15 protein-coding genes and 1 other RNA gene are annotated in these 18235 nt (G+C 65.5%); 9 read left to right on the top strand and 7 right to left on the bottom strand.

The features are described from left to right. The first annotated feature begins 60 nt into the window (after positions 1-60). The 4 genes from ACWA1Q_RS07605 to kynU all read left to right on the top strand — a co-directional run bounded on the left by ACWA1Q_RS07605 (position 61) and on the right by kynU (position 3572). Entirely contained in the window at positions 61-879 is an 819-nt protein-coding gene (locus ACWA1Q_RS07605; RefSeq protein WP_463756370.1) for a Nif3-like dinuclear metal center hexameric protein, read from the top strand. Between the two features lie 39 nt (positions 880-918). Continuing rightward, complete coding sequence (locus ACWA1Q_RS07600) at positions 919-1659, top strand: zinc ribbon domain-containing protein (protein ID WP_463756368.1); 741 nt, start codon at positions 919-921, stop codon at positions 1657-1659. A gap of 277 nt (positions 1660-1936) precedes the next feature. Continuing rightward, positions 1937-2300: RNase P RNA component class A (rnpB, locus tag ACWA1Q_RS07595), an RNA gene on the top strand. Positions 2301-2324: 24 nt separating this feature from the next. Further along, positions 2325-3572: a kynureninase gene (gene kynU, locus ACWA1Q_RS07590; RefSeq protein WP_463756367.1), complete on the top strand. Its 1248-nt coding sequence runs from the start codon at positions 2325-2327 to the stop codon at positions 3570-3572. A 34-nt stretch (positions 3573-3606) separates the two neighbouring features. Here the strand turns inward: kynU and ppgK are convergent, their stop codons facing one another. Both ppgK and map read right to left on the bottom strand, forming a co-directional pair. Next, positions 3607-4371, bottom strand: coding sequence for a polyphosphate--glucose phosphotransferase (gene ppgK / locus ACWA1Q_RS07585; protein ID WP_463756365.1), 765 nt, complete (start codon positions 4369-4371; stop codon positions 3607-3609). Further along, entirely contained in the window at positions 4368-5249 is an 882-nt protein-coding gene (gene map / locus ACWA1Q_RS07580) for a type I methionyl aminopeptidase (protein ID WP_463756363.1), read from the bottom strand. The genes ppgK and map overlap by 4 nt, the downstream gene beginning before the upstream one ends. A gap of 36 nt (positions 5250-5285) precedes the next feature. Here map and ACWA1Q_RS07575 point away from each other — a divergent pair, with 36 nt between their 5' ends. After that, positions 5286-5474, top strand: a complete 189-nt coding sequence (locus tag ACWA1Q_RS07575; protein ID WP_463756361.1) for an SPOR domain-containing protein — start codon at positions 5286-5288, stop codon at positions 5472-5474. On the opposite strand, the gene panB is transcribed toward ACWA1Q_RS07575, so the two are convergent. After that, complete coding sequence (gene panB, locus ACWA1Q_RS07570) at positions 5471-6316, bottom strand: 3-methyl-2-oxobutanoate hydroxymethyltransferase (protein WP_463756359.1); 846 nt, start codon at positions 6314-6316, stop codon at positions 5471-5473. The genes ACWA1Q_RS07575 and panB overlap by 4 nt on opposite strands. 110 nt (positions 6317-6426) lie before the next feature. Here panB and ACWA1Q_RS07565 point away from each other — a divergent pair, with 110 nt between their 5' ends. Both ACWA1Q_RS07565 and ACWA1Q_RS07560 read left to right on the top strand, forming a co-directional pair. After that, positions 6427-7782 (top strand): glutamine synthetase family protein, encoded by a 1356-nt coding sequence (locus ACWA1Q_RS07565; RefSeq protein WP_463756357.1) that lies wholly within the window; start codon positions 6427-6429, stop codon positions 7780-7782. Between the two features lie 12 nt (positions 7783-7794). Continuing rightward, a complete protein-coding gene (locus tag ACWA1Q_RS07560) occupies positions 7795-10812 on the top strand; it encodes a bifunctional [glutamine synthetase] adenylyltransferase/[glutamine synthetase]-adenylyl-L-tyrosine phosphorylase (protein ID WP_463756355.1) in 3018 nt (1005 codons plus the stop codon). 76 nt (positions 10813-10888) lie between these two features. Here the strand turns inward: ACWA1Q_RS07560 and glnA are convergent, their stop codons facing one another. After that, on the bottom strand, positions 10889-12325 hold the full coding sequence (gene glnA / locus ACWA1Q_RS07555; protein ID WP_463756353.1) for a type I glutamate--ammonia ligase: 1437 nt from the start codon (positions 12323-12325) through the stop codon (positions 10889-10891). Between the two features lie 142 nt (positions 12326-12467). Here glnA and ACWA1Q_RS07550 point away from each other — a divergent pair, with 142 nt between their 5' ends. Then, positions 12468-12911, top strand: a complete 444-nt coding sequence (locus tag ACWA1Q_RS07550) for an RDD family protein (protein WP_463756351.1) — start codon at positions 12468-12470, stop codon at positions 12909-12911. A gap of 86 nt (positions 12912-12997) precedes the next feature. On the opposite strand, the gene ACWA1Q_RS07545 is transcribed toward ACWA1Q_RS07550, so the two are convergent. After that, positions 12998-13708, bottom strand: coding sequence for a DUF4191 domain-containing protein (locus ACWA1Q_RS07545; RefSeq protein ID WP_463756350.1), 711 nt, complete (start codon positions 13706-13708; stop codon positions 12998-13000). A gap of 152 nt (positions 13709-13860) precedes the next feature. On the opposite strand from ACWA1Q_RS07545, the gene ACWA1Q_RS07540 reads away from it, so the two are divergent. Next, positions 13861-15240, top strand: coding sequence for a protein kinase family protein (locus tag ACWA1Q_RS07540; RefSeq protein ID WP_463756348.1), 1380 nt, complete (start codon positions 13861-13863; stop codon positions 15238-15240). Here the strand turns inward: ACWA1Q_RS07540 and sucB are convergent. Next, positions 15237-16742, bottom strand: coding sequence for a 2-oxoglutarate dehydrogenase, E2 component, dihydrolipoamide succinyltransferase (gene sucB, locus ACWA1Q_RS07535; protein ID WP_463756347.1), 1506 nt, complete (start codon positions 16740-16742; stop codon positions 15237-15239). The genes ACWA1Q_RS07540 and sucB overlap by 4 nt on opposite strands. A 70-nt stretch (positions 16743-16812) precedes the next feature. Beyond that, entirely contained in the window at positions 16813-18186 is a 1374-nt protein-coding gene (gene lpdA / locus ACWA1Q_RS07530; protein ID WP_463756345.1) for a dihydrolipoyl dehydrogenase, read from the bottom strand. Positions 18187-18235 lie beyond the last annotated feature (49 nt).

Below are 18235 nucleotides of genomic sequence, written 5' to 3'. Positions count from 1 at the left end.
GATCGATCGCCGCGAGCCGCCCCCGGAGAAACCCGGCAGGCGGCTCGCTAGGCTTGCGGGGTGTCTTACTCACTCGCCGACGTGTGCGCTGCCGTCGAGAAACTCTGGCCGATATCCGGTGCCGAAGGGTGGGACGCCTCCGGGCTCGTCGCTGGGCATCCCGATGACCCCGTCACCCGTATTCTGCTCGCCGTCGATGCCGTGGCATCCGTCGTCGACGAGGCGCTCGAGGCCAAAACTGACCTGCTGCTCGTGCACCATCCACTCCTGCTCCGTGGTGTCACAACCGTCGCGGCGGACCGCTACAAAGGATCGGTGCTGACGCGGCTCATCCGTGCCCGCTGCGCTCTCCTCGCCGCCCACACCAACGCCGATGTCGTCGATGAGGGAACGTCCGGGATCTTCGCCGAACGGCTGGGACTGAGCGACGTCTCTCCGATCGTCCCCAACGCCGATGGCGTCACCGGGATCGGCCGTGTCGGTCGCCTCGACCAACCCGTGACGCTCGGACATCTCGCCCACAGCATCGCGAGGATCCTGCCCGCGACGGCCACCGGCATCCGCGTTGCCGGAGACTACGACCGCGTCATCGACCGCGTTGCCCTGTGCGGGGGAGCGGGAGATTCGCTGCTCAACGACCCGGCGGTCCGGTCCGCCGATGTCTACATCACGAGCGACCTGCGTCACCACCCGGCGTCGGAGTCGGTCGAGCAGTCGCTGGTCGGCGGAGGCCCGGCGCTCATCGACGTTTCGCACTGGGCGAGTGAGTGGTTGTGGCTCGATCGGGCAGCCGAACAGCTGGCCGCATCGCTCCCGGATCTGGAGATCGCGGTGAGCGACGTCCGTACCGACCCGTGGGATTTTGTCGTTACCCAGTAATCTGGGCTGACACCCGCAGCACCACTCAGAGAGAAGTCCGTGAAATCCAGCCTCGCCGAGCAGAAGAAATTGCTCGAACTGCAGACCATCGATTCGGGCCTCGCCCGCGTCGCCCACCGCGAGCGGAGCCTTCCCGAGCTGGCCGAGTACACCAAGGTCACCGCCGAACGCACAGCGCTCAGCGGCCGGCTTGCCGCCGAACTCGGGGTGCTCGAAGACGCGAAGACCGAACTGGGTCGACTCGAATCGGATGCCACGGTCGTCGAGGCGCGGATCGCTCGCGACTCCGACCGGCTCACCCACACCTCATCGGTGAAGGATGTGACGGCGCTCGAGAGCGAGCTCGAGTCGCTGAACCGTCGCAAGTACAACCTCGAAGACATGGAACTCGTCGTCATGGAAAGGGTGGAGCAGGCCGAGGCCCAGCTCGCCGCGACCCAAGCGATCGACGAGGGACTCCAGGCTCAGCTCACCGACATCGCCGCCCGCAAGACGGCTGCCCTCGACGAGTTGTCGCAGGAGCGTGCCACGCTCTCCGCGGAGCGCCATCTGCTCGAAGACTCGGTCACGACCGATCTCCTCGCCCTCTACGAGAAACTCCGCACCCGCGGCGGCACCGGCGCTGCACTGTTCCGTGCCGGCACCTGTGGCGCGTGCACCATCACGCTCACCGGCAACGAGCTCCAGAAGATTCGTGCCGCCGAGATCGACGAAGTGCTGCAGTGCCCGGAGTGCTCGGCGATCATGGTGCGCACGGAGGAATCCGGCCTCTGGAGCTGACCGGGGGCATCCGCTCTCGGGCTTCGCCGCGTGGCGCCTCCGACTCACCACATTCTGTCGCTCAAGTGGTGTGAAAGTGACAATTCCTGGTGACTCGAGCTCTGATGCGGGGTCGATCGGTCCCATAGGGCGACTCCGCAATTCGATTGGTCCCAAAGGGTCGCTCCCGTTGCCGCTGAGTGACCCTTTCGGACCGATCGACCGCACGGATGCTCCGCACACCACCGCGGGCACGTCACGGACGCAGGAACGCCGCCCGGTAGGCTGGATGAGTGAATGGGTCGGCAAGACGGCCGCGTCGCCAGCAATGGCGCCGAGGAACGTCCGGGCTCCACAGAGCAGGGCGGTGGGTAACTCCCACCCGGGGTAACCCGCGAGACAGTGCAACAGAAAACAGACCGCCGGGCGCGCAAGCGCCAGGTAAGGGTGAAACGGTGGTGTAAGAGACCACCAGCGGCTGGGGTGACCCGGCCGGCTCGGTAAACCTCGCCCGGAGCAAGGTCAGACAGAGGACTATGGGGCTGCTCGTCCCGTCCTCGGGTAGACCGCTGGAAGGCTGCGGTAACGCAGTCTCGAGAGAGATGGTCGTCCAGGGCGCGCAAGCGCCTGAACAGAACCCGGCGTATCAGCCGGCCCATTCACCCACTGAGAACGACGGATGCCATATGAACCGCGAATCCTGCCTCGCCGCTGACCGCACTGATCCGTTGGCTGCGTTTCGGAACGAGTTCCTCCTCCCCGACGGTGTCCTCTATCTCGACGGCAACTCCCTCGGCCCCCGCCCGGTCGGAGCCCTCGAGCGTGCGACGACGGTGGTCGCTGACGAGTGGGGCTCCGGGCTGATCCGGAGCTGGAACGACGCGGACTGGTTTTCGCTGCCCTCCCGCCTGGGAAACAAGGTGTCGCGACTCATCGGGGGAGGCGACGGTGAGGCGGTCGTCACCGACACCACCACCCTCAACATCTTCAAGACGCTCGCCGCCGCTCTCGGTATCGCGGAGAAGCGTGACCCAGTTCGGCGCGTCATCCTTTCGGAACGGGACAACTTTCCGACCGACCTCTACATCGCCGAGGGACTCATCGAGTTCATCGACCGCGGCTACGAACTGCGCCTGATCGACAGCCCCGGCGGCCTGGCGGAATCGCTCACCCCGGATGTCGCCGTGGTCCTGCTCTCGCACGTGAACTACCGCACCGGCGCGATGTTCGACCTCGGCGCGTCCACACGCGACATCCACGATGCCGGCGCCCTCGTCATCTGGGATCTCGCCCACTCGGCCGGAGCCGTGCCGGTGGACCTCGTCGGTGCCGACGCCGACTTTGCGGTCGGCTGCACCTATAAATACCTCAACGGAGGGCCCGGCGCTCCGGCCTTCCTCTGGGTCCACGCTCGCCACCATGACGACTTCAGGCAGCCACTGTCCGGCTGGTGGGGTCACGCCCGGCCATTCGCCATGGAATCGTCGTACGAACCGCATGCCGGCATCCAGCGTTTCCTGTGTGGCACGCAACCGGTGGTGTCGCTCTCGCTCGTCGAATGCGGTCTCGACATCGCGTTGCGGGCGAACCCCGCCGATATCCGGCGCAAGTCGCTCGAGCTGAGCGACCTGTTCATCGCCCTCGTCGAGGAACGCTGCTCACGGCATCCGCTCACGCTGATCACGCCACGCGACCCGGCCTCGCGGGGCAGCCACGTCAGCTTCCGCCATCCGGAGGGCTACGCGGTCATGCAGGCGCTCATCGCCCGCGGCGTGATCGGTGACTTTCGCGAGCCCGAGGTCCTGCGTTTCGGCATCACACCGCTCTACCTCGGCTACACCGACGTCTGGGACGCGGTCGAGATCCTGCGCGACGTGCTCGACACCGAGGCGTGGGATACACCCGCACTCAGGGCCCGCGCAGCCGTCACCTAGACCGTCAGTGTTCGGGCCGCGCCGCCAGTACACGTCAACTGAGCGGCGGAATCGTGCGAACGGCAAGCGCAGCGGCACCGAGAATGCCTGCATTATTGCGGTGCACGGCCGGCACGATCGGCGTCGACAGGTCGAGCAACGGCAGGAACTTCGCGTGCTGCTTCGACACGCCTCCGCCGACGATGAACAGGTCGGGGGAAAGGTAGGCCTCGAGCGCCCGGTAGAAGGTCTGCAGCCGCTTGGCCCACTCCTCCCAGCTGAGGTCCTCGCGTTCCCGCGCCGAGTTTGACGCGACGGTTTCGATGTCGCGCCCACCGATCTCGAGATGACCGAACTCGGCGTTGGGGACAAGCGTTCCGTTGTGCAGGATCGCGGTACCGATCCCGGTGCCGAGCGTCGTCATCATCGCGACACCGTCGACCCCGCGCGCGGCGCCGAACGACGCTTCGGCGTAACCGGCGGCATCCGCATCGTTGACGAACGTGATGTCGCGGCCGAGCGCCTGCTCAAACAGCTTCTCTGCTTCGAGGCCGATCCACTTCTTGGAGATGTTCGCCGCTGAGAGGGTGACCCCGTGCTTGACGACGGCGGGGAAGCAGACGCCAACCGGGGCATCCGGTTCGAGTCCCCGGAGCTGGGTCACAAGTTCGACGGTCGTCTCGAGGATGCCGTCCGGCGTGCCGCCCTTCGGCGTCGGGATCTTGATCCGGTCGCTGAGCAGTTCGCCGGTTGCTAAGTCGACGACCGCGCCCTTGATGCCCGTTCCGCCGATGTCGATGCCGACCGCTGTGCCGCTCATACCGATGCTCCCGTCGGAAGGGTGAGGATGTCTGCGCCACGTTCGGTCACGACGAGGGTGTGCTCGAATTGCGCGGTGATGCTCTTGTCTTTCGTCGTCACGGTCCAGTCGTCCGGCCACATGTCCCACTCGTGGGTGCCGAGGGTGAGCATGGGCTCGATGGTGAAGACCATCCCGACTTCCATCACGGTGTCGTACTGGGGTGCGGAGTCGTAGTGGGGGATGATCAGCCCGGAGTGGAACGCTTCTCCGACGCCGTGTCCGGTGAAGTCCCGAACCACGCCGTAACCGAAGCGCTTCGCGTACGACTCGATCGCGCGGCCGATCACGTTGACCTGGCGGCCGGGAGCGACGGCCTTGATGCCGCGGCGCAGGGACTCCTCGGTACGCTCGACGAGCAGGCGTACATCTTCGGAGGGCTTCCCCGCCATAAAGGTCCGGTTGCTGTCGCCGTGCACACCGTCGACGAAGGCGGTGATGTCGATGTTGACGATGTCACCGTCGTCGAGGACGGTGTCATCGGGGATCCCGTGGCAGACGACCTCGTTCACCGAACTGCAGATCGACTTGGCGAACCCGCGGTAGCCCAGGGTCGACGGGTACGCGCCGTTCTCGATGAGGTAACGGTGACCGATGGCGTCCAGCTCGTCGGTCGTCACACCCGGGCGGACGTTCTCGCCGACGAGAGCGATGGCATCCGCGGCAATCCTTCCTGCCAGCCGAATCCGCTCGACCGCCTCAGGCGGATACACGTCCGAGCCGGTGAACGGGCGCGGTGCCGCCTTGCCGACATACTCGGGACGCGGGATGCCAGCGGGCACGTTTCGCAGGTCGGATGGCGTACCGGGAATCAGATGGCCGTTGGGGTCCTTGGGCATAGGATCAAGCTTAGCCATCCAGCGAAGGGGGAACTCATGCCCGAGGAACCATCGAAGAAGTATTGGTACAACCTCAAGACCGGCAAGGTCGAGCAGGGGTTCGAATCTCCTGTCGTCGACCGCGCCGGCCCGTTCGACACCGCGGAGGAAGCCGCTCATGCTCTCGAGCGGATGCGTGCGCGCAGCGCCGCGTGGGACGAAGAAGAAGCAGCAGAGGACCGCTAGCTGTAGCTGTGTTCCTCACCGGGGTACACGCCATCGGCGACCTCCGTGCGGAACGTCGAGACGGCATCCGTCAGTGCTCCACGCAGGTCGGCGTACTTCTTGACGAATGACGGGATCCTTCCCGTGGTGAGTCCGGCGAAGTCGGTCCAGACGAGCAGCTGACCGGAGACGTGGGGCCCAGCGCCGACGCCAATCGTAGGGATGTCGAGTTCAGCGGTGACCTTCTCCGCTGCGTCTGCTGGCACCATCTCGAGCACAACGGCGAAAGCGCCGGCATCCTGAACGGCGCGCGCGTCGCGCAGGAGCTGTTCGAGAGCGGCACCCCTGCCCTGAATGAGGTGTCCGCCGAGCCCATGTTCGCTTTGTGGGGTGAAGCCGATGTGGCCCATGACCGGGATGCCGGCGGAGACGATGCGACGGATCTGCTCGTGGCTGCGTTCGCCGCCCTCGAGCTTCACGGCCTGGCTGCCGGTCTCTTTCATGAACCGGAAGGCCGTCTTGAGCGCGTCCTCGGGCCCGTTTTCGTAGGAGCCGAAGGGCATGTCCGCGATGACGAAGGCGCGCTTCGCGGCTCCGGCGACCGCGCGGGTCAGCGGAATGAGTTCGTCGACGGTGACCGGGAGGGTCGTGTCGAAACCGAGGACGGTGTTCCCGGCGGAGTCACCGACGAGCAGGAAGTCGATCCCGGCTTCGTCGAAGATGCGGGCGGTGAGCATGTCGTAGCTCGTCAGGCCGGTGATCTTGATGCCCTGTTCCTTCGCCCGCTGGAAGTGGCGGGTACGGACACGAGCAGGGCTGGGCGTTGCAGCGGGGACGGGCGCGGGCTTCATTGGCTCAGACATGGCGCCAGTCTAGCGAGCGAGCGCCCACCGACTGCCCGCCCTGCACACCGGGCAGCCCATACCGGATAGCCTATGAACGCAGCCGCCGCCGGACACTTCGAGGGGATCAGATGGATAAGCAACGGGACTTCGTTCTTCGCACGATCGAGGAGCGGGGAGTCAAGTTCGTCCGGCTCTGGTTCACCGACGTCGTCGGCACCCTCAAGTCTGTGGCGATCGCCCCGGCCGAGGTCGAGGGCGCATTCGCGGAGGGCCTCGGTTTCGATGGCTCAGCCATCGAGGGCCTCTCGAGGTCGTACGAGTCCGACCTGCTCGCCGTTCCTGACCCGACGACCTTCCAGTTGCTGCCGTGGCGGGGCGAGATAGACCCCACCGCCCGCATGTTCTGCGACATCACGACACCAGACGGCCTGCCCGCGCTATCCGACCCGCGCAACGTGATGAAGCGCACCCTCGCGAAGGCCGCCGACCGCGGCTTCACCTTCTACACGCACCCCGAAATCGAGTTCTACCTGCTGAAGTCAGCACAGATCGGACCGGAAGGTCCCATCCCTGTCGACTCCGCCGGCTACTTCGACAACGTCCCCGGCGGCACGGCCCACGACTTCCGCCGCCGGTCGGTACGGATGCTGGAGGACCTCGGGATCTCGGTCGAATTCAGCCACCACGAGGCCGGTCCCGGACAGAACGAGATCGACCTCCGGTACGCGGACGCCCTGACCACGGCGGACAACATCATGACCTTCCGCACCGTGATCAAGGAAGTTGCGATCGAGCAGGGCGTGTACGCCACGTTCATGCCGAAGCCGCTCTCCGACAAGCCGGGCTCGGGCATGCACACCCACATGTCGCTGTTCGAGGGCGACAACAACGCGTTCTACGAGGCTGGCGCCAAATACCAGTTGTCGAAGATCGGACGCCAGTTCATCGCCGGTCTGCTCAAGCACGCACCGGAGATCACGGCTGTGACGAACCAGTTCGTCAACTCCTACAAGCGGCTGTGGGGCACCGTCGGCAACAACGGTCTCGCCGAGGCACCGAGCTTCGTGACCTGGGGCCACAACAACCGGTCTGCCCTGGTGCGTGTTCCGCTGTACAAGCCCAACAAGGGCGGGAGCGCCCGGGTCGAGTACCGTGCCCTGGACTCAGCGGCGAACCCGTACCTCGCCTACTCCCTGCTGCTCGCAGCCGGCCTCAAGGGCATCGAAGAAGGCTATGAGCTTCCTCCGGAGGCCGAGGACAACGTGTGGAGCCTCAGCGACGCCGAGCGGCGCGCCCTCGGCTATGCTGCGCTTCCCGCGAGCCTCGACCACGCCATCCAGCTGATGGAAGAGTCCGAACTCGTCGCGGAGACGCTGGGGGAGCAGGTGTTCAACTACGTTCTGCTCAACAAACGGCAGGAGTGGCAGGACTACCGCGCCCAGGTCACCCCGTTCGAGCTCTCGAAGAACATCGAGATTCTCTAGAAGCTCCGCCGGATGCGACGGGACCAGGCCACTCTCACCGAACTCGCTCGGCTCGGTTTCGCCGCGCTGAGCGGGGTTCGGTCGCAGCTCGACGAACTCGTCGCCGCTGTTCCGATCGACCTCGACGAACTTCTGCCCGGGTTCGCGCGAGCGGCTGATCCCGACGAGGCGCTCTCCGGCCTTCTCGGTCTCGCCCGGTCGCACCCGGATGCCGTCACGGCGGCTCTCGCGGACCCCGCGCATCGCGATCCCCTGATCCGCATCCTCGGGGCATCCGCTGGCCTCGCCGATTTCTTCCAGCGTCACCCGGAGGAGATCGCGGCGGTCACAGGCTGGGACGGCACGCTTCCAGACCGGGGCGCACTGGTCGACAGCCTCCTCGAATCCGTCGGCGCCGTCGACGGATTCGCTGTTGTCGGTGAAGACGAGGGGTACACCCGCCTGCGTGTCCGCTATCGCCGCTGGCTTGCCCGGATCGCCGCCCACGACCTCGCCGCCGAGGACCCGCGCGATGTTTTCGACGCTGTCGCCGTTGCACTGTCGGATGCCGCCGCTGCGGCTCTCGAGGCATCCATCGCGGTCGCCCGCACGCAACTGACAACTGCGGCGACCGGCCCGATGCGGTTCGAGGAGGACGAGGTCCGCCGGACCCGCTTCGCGGTGATCGGGATGGGCAAGGCCGGTGCAGGGGAGCTCAACTATGTAAGCGATGTCGATGTCATTTTCGTGGCCGAAGGAAACGAGGAGCACGGCCTCAGCAATGCACGCGCCGTCGACGTGGCAACGCGGATCGCCATGCTGTGCATGCGCGGCATCAGCCAGCCAGACATCGAGCCGGAACTGTGGGAGGTCGACCCGAACCTGCGCCCGGAGGGCAAACAGGGGGCGCTCGTTCGCACCCTCGACTCCCACCTCGCCTATTACGAACGCTGGGCGAAGAGCTGGGAGTTCCAGGCGCTGCTGAAGGCTCGGGCTTTCGCTGGCGACGCCGAGCTGGGGCAACGCTACGTCGACGCGATTTCACCTCTCGTGTGGTCGAGTGCCGGTCGCGAGAACTTCGTCGGTTCCGTGCAGCGGATGCGCGAGAGAGTCACCGAGAACATCCCGGCAGAAGAAGTGCACTACCAGCTGAAACTCGGGCCCGGCGGTCTGCGCGACGTCGAATTCACCGTGCAGTTGTTGCAGCTCGTCCACGGCTCAGCCGAACCCGGAGTGAGGGAACGCGGTACCATCGCGGCGCTCAACGCACTGTCGGAGCACGGTTTCATCGGCCGCGAAGAGGCAGCGGAGTTCGCCGCGGACTACCGGCTCCTGCGCGTTCTCGAGCACCGGCTCCAGCTGCACCGTCTTCGCCGTACCCACCTCATGCCTCGTGACGCTGACGCGCTGCGTGTTCTCGCCCGGGCGTCCACCTTTGCCACTACCGGGGACGCGCTCGTCACCCTCTGGGAGCGAACCAAACACGAGGTTCGTGGGCTCCATGAGCGGCTGTTCTACCGCCCCCTGCTCTCCGCAGTTGCGTCGCTGCCCGAAGAAGAGGTCCTCCTCAGCCCCGAGCAGGCCGGCGCCCGCCTCGCCGCGATCGGATTCCTCGATCCCCAGGGTGCGCTCAAGCACATCGCAGCGCTCACGTCCGGGATGAGCAGGCGAGCGATCATCCAGCGCAACCTCCTTCCGGTGATGCTGCGCTGGCTCGGCGAAGGGGCAGACCCGGATTACGGCCTGCTCGCGTTCCGCCGCCTCAGCGAGTCCCTGGGCACGACCCACTGGTTCCTCCGCATGCTCCGCGATTCGTCGAGCGTCGCGGAGAAACTGACCCGTGTGCTCAGTGGCTCTCGGTACATTGGTGAACTGCTCGACCAAATCCCCGAAGCCGTCGCCTGGCTCGAGCAGAACTCCGAACTGCGCCCCCGGTCGCTCGACGCACTCTCCGAGGAGATCTCGGCCATCCTGCGCCGGCACGACACGGACGCGCCCGCTGCAACCGCCATCCGCCGCCTGCGGCGTCGGGAGATCCTTCGCCTGGCGCTGGGGTCAGTAGCGGGTCCGCTGCCGCTCAGCGACCTCGCACAGGGCCTGACGGATGTCACGACGGCCACGATCGACGGACTGTTGCGCACCGTCCGGCGCGGCGACGGCCTCGGAACGGACTCCCTCGAGTTCGCGGTCATTGGGATGGGCAGGTACGGGGGAGCGGAACTCGGCTTCGGCTCGGACGCAGACGTCATGTACGTCTACCGGACGACGACTCTTCCGAACGAGCAGACTCACCTCGCCGCGAACCGAATCATCTCCGAGCTCAACCGACTGAGCGAGGACGCCCGTCTGCCGCTCGATCTCGATGTGAACCTGCGCCCAGAGGGCAAGAACGGCCCCGTCGCGCGCTCCCTCGAGTCCTACCGAGCGTATTACGCCCGCTGGTCGCTCACGTGGGAAGCACAGGCGCTGCTGCGTGCTCGAGGTGTTGCCGGGGACGACAGCCTCCAGCGGGACTTCGAGGAGCTCGCGGACAGCATCCGTTATCCCGCCGACATCACCGAGAACGCCGTGCGTGAAGTGCGGCGGATCAAGGCCCGTGTCGAGAACGAACGGCTCCCTCAGGGAGCAGACCCCACCCGGCACGTGAAGCTCGGCCGTGGGTCGCTCAGTGACGTGGAGTGGTTCGTCCAGCTGCTGCAATTGCAGCACGGAGCCGCCATTCCCGGGTTGAGGATCACGAGTACGCTCGATGCCCTCGCCGTCGCCGCCGAGAACGATCTCGTGGGCAAGGAGACGGCCGACCGGCTTCGAGCCGCATGGATCTTCTCCTCGCGCCTCCGCTCCGCGATGACGCTCTGGCTCAACAAGACGACGGATGTTCTCCCCAGTGACCGGATGCAACTCGACGGCATCGCGCGCGTCCTCGAGTACCCGCCGGGATCAGCGGCTCAGCTGGAGCAGGACTATCTCCAGGTCACGCGGCGTGCGCGCAGCGTGTTCGAGAAGGAGTTCTACGGTGCTCCGCAGAGGCCGGAGCCGACGGCGCGCTGACGCGGGCATCCACCGCACACGCAGAAGAGCCCGCCCCCGTTCGAAACGGGGAGCGGGCTCTCGACTGTCGTCGCGGTTACACGCCGTAGTAGAGCTCGAATTCGAACGGGTGCGGACGCTGCGCGAGAGGCTTGATCTCGTGCTCGCGCTTGTAGTCGATCCAGGTCTCGATGAGGTCGCGTGTGAACACGTTGCCCTGCAGGAGGAATTCGTGGTCGGCTTCGAGCGCCTGGAGGGCCCCCTCGAGCGTTGACGGAACCTGCGGGATGCTCTTCGCTTCTTCCGGCGGGAGCTCGTAGAGGTCCTTGTCGACGGGCTCGTGGGGCTCAATGCGGTTCTTGATTCCATCGAGGCCGGCCATGAGCTGTGCGGCGAAGGCGAGGTACGGGTTGCCCGAGGCGTCAGGCGCACGGAACTCGATGCGCTTGGCCTTCGGGTTCGTTCCCGTGATCGGGATCCGGATGGATGCCGAGCGGTTACCGGCCGAGTAGACCAGGTTGACCGGTGCTTCGAAGCCCGGCACGAGGCGGTGGTAGCTGTTGACCGTCGGGTTGGTGAACGCGAGCACGGCCGGAGCGTGCTTGAGCAGCCCACCGATGTACCAGCGAGCGACGTCGGAGAGTCCGCCGTAGCCTGCCTCGTCGTAGAACAGCGGTTCTCCACCGTTCCAGAGCGACTGGTGGACGTGCATTCCGGATCCGTTGTCACCGAACAGCGGCTTCGGCATGAAGGTCGCCGTCTTGTTCCACTGGTGAGCGGTGTTCTTGACGATGTACTTGAACTTCAGGATGTCGTCAGCCGAGTGCGTCATCGTGTCGAAGCGGTAGTTGATCTCACCCTGGCCTGCGGTGCCGACCTCGTGGTGGCTGCGCTCGAGGATCAGGCCTGCGCCGGTCAGCTTGAGGCAGATGTCATCGCGCAGGTCTGCGTGCTGGTCGACGGGGCTGACCGGGAAGTAGCCGCCCTTGTACGGGGTCTTGTTGGCGAGGTTACCGCCGACGCCGTTGACCTTCTCGTCCCTGCCGGAGTTCCAGGCACCTTCACTTGAGTCGACTGAGTAGAAGCTTGAGTGCTGGTTGACCTCGTAGCGGACGTCGTCGAAGATGTAGAACTCTGCTTCGGGGGCGAAGAACGCCGTGTCGGCGATACCGGTCGATGCCAGGTACTTTTCGGCCTTCTTGGCGACCTGGCGGGGGTCTTTCGCGTAGATCTCGCCGTTCCGCGGGTTGTAGATGTCGAAGATGATGATGAGAGTGAGTTCCTTGCGGAACGGGTCGATGTACGCGGTGGTTACATCGGGAATGAGCTGCATGTCGGATTCGTGAATGTTCGCGAAGCCCCGGATCGACGAGCCGTCGAACAGCTGGCCGACGGTGAAGAACTCCTCATCGACGGTCGAAGCGGGGATGTTGAAGTGCTGCTGGACACCGGGAAGGTCGGTGAACCGGACGTCGACGAACTTGACGTCATTGTCCTTGATGTACTTAAGCACCTCGGATGAATCGCTGAACATATGGAGAACTCCAAATTTTTAGTGTTGGTACCGAGAAGGATGCACCATGCAACCTGTAGTGAGAGTATGCACAGGGAGTTACCCCGCGGTCACACCCATGTTTCTGGCATGTTACACGTCGGGCGCCGCGTAAGATCGGTGTGTGTCGAGTGTTCCGAAGTCCGCCGCCGGATCCGGCGGAGTCACCCCGAGCGAGTATCCGGGGGAGCGCCTCGGCCTCCCCGAACACGGTCCGCGGAGCGTCGCGCGCGCCGGTCGCCGGCTAGCTGCCCTCGCCATCGACTGGACGTCGGCCCTTCTCATCGTGTGGGTGTTCTTCCCCGCAACGCTCTCCGTCGGCAACGGCTGGTCCAACAGCGTCGCTTTCGCCGTGCTGCAGATTCTCTTCGTCGCGACCGCTGGCGGCAGTGTCGGTCACCGACTTCTCGGCCTCCGCGTCGTGCCACTTGCCGGCGGATATGTCGGGCTGTGGCGACCGGTCGTCCGCGCGCTCCTGCTCACCCTCGTCCTTCCCGCAATCATCTGGGACTCGGACCAGCGCGGCTTCCACGACAAGCTGGCCGGTACCGTTCTCATCCGGGCCTGACCGCTCAGCGCAACGGCGCATCCGTCACCGGCAAGAAAAAACCCGCGGTGACTTTCGTCACCGCGGGTTTTCTGTGGCTCGGGGTATCAGCGGGCGCGCTGCGGCCGTACCTTGAACGGGTCGACGCCCTTGGGGATCGGAAGCGAGCCGGCGCTGAGCGATGCCAGGCGGTTGACGACCGCGAGGGCCTCGGGCTTGGTCAGCGTCTTCTTGACGGACTTGAACGACTTGGTCAGTTTGTAAAGCGGAACCGAATCCTCGTCCGGTCCGACGAAGAACACCGTGACGGGAACGTTGGGCACGACTCGGTTGATCTTGCGCTTCTCGTCCTCGACGAGGCGTCTGGCGCGTGATTGCGGACCTTCACCGACGAGGACGACTCCTCCGCGCCCGACGGCGCGGTACACGGCATCCTGTGTCTTTGCGTTGGCATTGATCGGCATCTCGCTGCCCTGCCACCCGCGGGGGAGTGAGCTGCGGAACACGGCGCCGACGGCGCCGGGCTGACCGGCGATCTGACCGTATGCGGCACGCTCGGCACGGCGCCCGAGAATGATCATCGCCGCGAGCACACCACCAAGCACGCCAGAGATGATCCACAGGACGAGAGCAAAAATGCTTCCCGGCGAGAAGATCAGGGCTGCGGCAACGCCGATCCCGACGCTGCCGAAGAATCCGAGAAGCATCCACCAGACGACGCTCTTGTCGTAGCGGCGGGTCATTTTGAAGACCTGCCCCATTTGCTTCATGCGGCCGGGTTCTTTCGCCGCCTTAGCGGGCTTTTCTTTGCGTGCCATGGTTCCAAGGATACCGTCATCACGGGCACCCGGCTGCGCCGATTACCTGCTCTGCTAACGGCCATTCCCTCACATCACGTTGGGGTGCTCGCTCCCTCCCCGACGAGGGCCGTTGATCGCCTGTCGGCCCCGAGATCGCGCAGCCTCTTCCCATGACAGACCCGCATGCACCCGCGATCGGACACGCTCTCTCTCCCGGCGCGGTCGTCGCGGGTTATCGGCTGATTCGCCGCGTATCGCTGGACGCCGGTGCCGCCGGGTGGCTCGCCATGCCAATTGATGGAACCGAGACGGTATCGCTCTCGCTGCATGGTGAGACGGATGCCGTGGGGCGTCGGCTGCGCGCACACGCGCTCGTTCGATCCCCTTACGTCCTCGCGCTGCACGATGTTGCAACCGATGAGGACGGGTGCATCGTGCTGGTCTGTGAACGAACCGAGTGGACGCTGGCGGCGCTGCTGTCGGCCCGCACCCGGCTGGCGGCCGGGGAAGCGGTCACCATCCTCGCTCCAGTGGTCAGCGGACTCTCGGCACTGCACCAAGCGGGTTTCGCGCATGACAGGCTCTCCGCCTCCACCGTTCTCTTCAGTCCGGAGGGGCGCCCCGTTCTCGGTGGTCTCGAGTTCCTGCGTGACGGCGATGGCGGAACGGCCGCCGACGTGACCGCCGGATACCGCGCACTCGCCTCGCTCATCGCGCTCGTCGCCGAAACCGTTGACGAACCGGCGCGAGAGGGTCTCGACGCTGTGGGCTCATGGCTTCGTGAGTGTCTTTCCGATGACACCGTGCATCCTGGTTTGCCGGGCCAGCTCGAGTGCAGGTTCTTCGCGCTCGCGCACGGACTGCCCGTTGTTCTCGGAGTGGATCGGAAATCACCACCGGCTATCGATGCCGACCCGCGTCGAACGTTCTCCGTCACTTCTGCACGACGGGCGGTGGGCGCCCTGCCCGGAATCGCCCGGATCATGGCCGCCGTGCTTCGTTCGGGAATCGGAGGATGGGCAGCGAGGGCCATCGGGGGCCGGGCTCTCGCCGTCTGCGCCGGAATCGTCGTGCTGATCGGCACGCTCGTGACCGGGCTCGCCGTCGTGCCAGAGGCGAGCCCTGCCGCGCCTGCGCCGAGACACGTGCTGCCCACGGGCTCAACGCCCGCGCCGTCCGCGTCCGAGGCATCCGCTCCCCGGAACACCGACGACATTGCGTTGGTCAGTGACGACGTTATTGCCGCGACCACCGCTCTGCTGGCTCGTCGTAGGGACTGCCTCAGCAGTGGATCGACCGGATGCGTCTCGAGCTACGCCGAAGTCGGATCCGCCCTCGCAGACGCGGATTCGCATCATGCCATCGAGGGAGGCGACGACGGCCTACTCATTGCCACTGACGCCCGGGAGCGGGTCGAGCAGCTGCAGACCTATGGGGATGCGGTACTTCTCCGTGTGCTCGGAGACGACGAGAAACGCCAGCCGGTGCTCGTCCTCGCTGTGAGAACGGACACCGGCTGGCGTCTGCGTGATGTGTTCGAGCCGGACTAGATTCCGAGGTCGGCCTCGAAGTTGCCCTCTTCCAGACGGTTCTTCACCGCGACGAGGAAGCGCGAGGCGTCAGCCCCGTCAACGATGCGGTGGTCGTACGAGAGCGCGAGGTACACCATCGAACGGATCGCGATGGCTTCCTGGCCGGCAGCCTTGACGACGACCGGGCGCTTCGTGACGATTCCCGTTCCGAGGATCGCGACCTGCGGGAGGAAGACGACCGGGGTGTCGAACAGGGCGCCACGCGAACCGGTGTTGGTCAGCGTGAATGTTCCGCCGGAGAGCTCGTCTGGCTTGAGCTTGTTGTCGCGGGTGCGCTCGGCGAGGTCGGCGATCTGCGCGGCCAGCTCGGCCAGGTTGAGGTCGCTCGCGTTGCGGACGACGGGAGTCAAGAGGCCACGCTCGGTGTCGACCGCGATGCTCATGTTCTCGTGGTCCGGGTAGACGATCGAGTCACCGTCGATCGTCGCGTTGACGACGGGGTAGGCCTTGAGAGCCTCGGCCGACGCAAGCGCAAAGAACGGCAGGAACGACAGCTTGTTTCCGGTCTTCGACTGGAAGTCGTTCTTGACCCGGTCACGCAGGGTCGCGATGTTGGTCACGTCAACCTCGACGACACTGGTCAGCTGAGCCGACGACTGCATCGAGATGACGGCACGTTCAGCGACAACCTTGCGCAGACGTGACATCGGCTGGGTGGTTCCACGCAGCGGCGAAACCTCGAGCGGAGCGGCCTTGGCCGGAGCGCTCGAAGCGGATGCCGACTGGCCGGCCTGCAGGACGTCTTCCTTGCGGATGCGACCGCCGACACCGGTTCCGGTGATGGTGGAGAGGTCGACACCCTGCTGGTTCGCGAGACGGCGAACGAGCGGAGTGACGTACCCGTTGCCGCCGAGAGCGGATCCGGACGGAGCTTCCTCTGCGGCCGGAGCAGGAGCAGCGGGCGCCGGAGCTGCCGGTGCGGGAGCAGCGGGTGCTGACGCGGCCGGTGCGGGAGCAGCAGGTGCCTCGGCAGCAGGAGCAGGCTCGGGCGCTGCCGGAGCGGGAGGAGCGGCGTCAGGCGTCGAGTCCGAAGCAGCGGGAGCTTCTGCTTCCTCCGAAACCTCGGTAGACGGCTTGACGGTGTCAGCTGCTTCTTCCTGCGCTTCGGCGGCAGGCTCTTCGCCAGCCGGCTCTTCAGCAGCGGGTGCCTCTTCCGCGGGTGCTTCAGCGGCGGGCTCCTCAGCAGCGGGCTCCTCAGCGGGAGCGTCACCGCCGGACGATGAGCCGTCGCCGATCTTCACGAGTGCCGTGCCGACCTCGACCGTCTCATCCTCCTGGACGAGAATCTCTTCGATCACCCCGGCGACGGGGGACGGGATCTCGGTGTCAACCTTGTCGGTTGAAACCTCGAGCAACGGCTCGTCGACCTCGACCCGGTCTCCAACGTTTTTCAGCCAACGGGTGACCGTGCCCTCGGTGACACTCTCACCGAGCGCCGGAAGGCTTACGGATTCTGCCATGACCTTGTCTCCTTTGAAACCAGTTCTTTACGTATGTAGCTTAGATTGATCGCGCCCGGGTGGGTGCGACCTACAGTGCGTGGAGCGGCTTGCCTGCCAGGTGAAGGAAGGCCTCGCCGAGCGCTTCGCTCTGCGTGGGGTGCGCGTGGATCAGAGGAGCCAGGTCCTCCGGGTACGCTTCCCAGTTCACCGCGAGCTGACCCTCGGTGATGAGTTCGCCGACGCGGGCGCCGATCATGTGGACGCCGATGACGGGACCGTCATTGACGCGGATGACCTTGACGTTGCCCGTGGTCCCGATGATCTCGCTCTTGCCGTTACCGGCGAGGTTGAACTCATACGAGGTGATCTTGTCTGCACCGTATTCTTCGGCAGCTTTCGCCTCGGTGAGTCCGACGGACGCGACCTCCGGGTCGCTGTATGTCACCTTGGGGATGTTGACGTCGGGGATGAGCACGGGCTTGAGCCCGGCGATCTCCTCAACGGCGAAGATGCCCTGCTGGAATCCGCGGTGCGCGAGCTGGAGCCCGGGGACGATGTCGCCGACGGCGTAGAGCCCCGGGATGTTGGTCTCGAGCCGGTCATTCGTGATGACAAAGCCGCGGTCGATGGTGACGCCAACCTCTTCATAGCCGAGGTTGGCAGTCGACGGGCCGCGTCCGACGGCGACGAGCAGAAGCTCAGCTTCGATCGTCGTGCCGTTCTCAAGCGTGATGACCACGCCATTCTCATCCTGGGTCACACCCTGGAAGCGCACGCCGAGCGAGTAGTTGATGCCACGCTTGCGGAACGCGCGTTCGAGGCCCTTGCTCATGGCCTCGTCTTCGTTGGGAACGAGGTGGGGAAGTGCTTCGATGATCGTGACGTCAGATCCGAACGACTTCCAGACACTCGCGAACTCGACGCCGATGACGCCGCCGCCGAGGACGGCAACCTTCTTCGGAACGAAGTCCAGCTGAAGAGCCTGTTCGCTCGTGATGACGCGCCCGCCGATGTCAAGACCGGGGAGTGTACGGCTGTACGAACCCGTTGCGAGGATGACGTTCTTACCGGTGACCGTCTGGTCGTCGACCTGGACGGTCGTCGGCGACGTGAGCTTGCCTTCGCCCTCGATGACGGTGATTCCGCGAGCCTTGATGAGGCCCTGCAGGCCCTTGTACTTCTTGGCGACGATCCCCTCGCGGTATGCGGTCACACCGGCGATGTCGATGCTCTCGAAGGTGGCGTTCACGCCGTACTTCGCGGAGTCCCGCGCGACGTCGGCAACCTCGGCCGAGTGCAGGAGCGCCTTGGTGGGAATACAGCCGCGGTGGAGGCAAGTGCCACCGAGCTTGTCCTTCTCTACAAGTCCGACGGTGAAGCCGAGTTCGGATGCGCGCAGTGCTGCTGCGTACCCGCCACTTCCGCCACCGAGGATTACGATGTCAAAATTCTGCTCCGACACTGAGCTTCTCCCTCGTGCATCTGGGTTCGTGCGTAAGCCGCCGACACGG

The organism is Mycetocola sp. TRD_SC_2, assembly GCF_055361225.1.
This window is presented reverse-complemented; position numbering and strand designations above follow the sequence as displayed.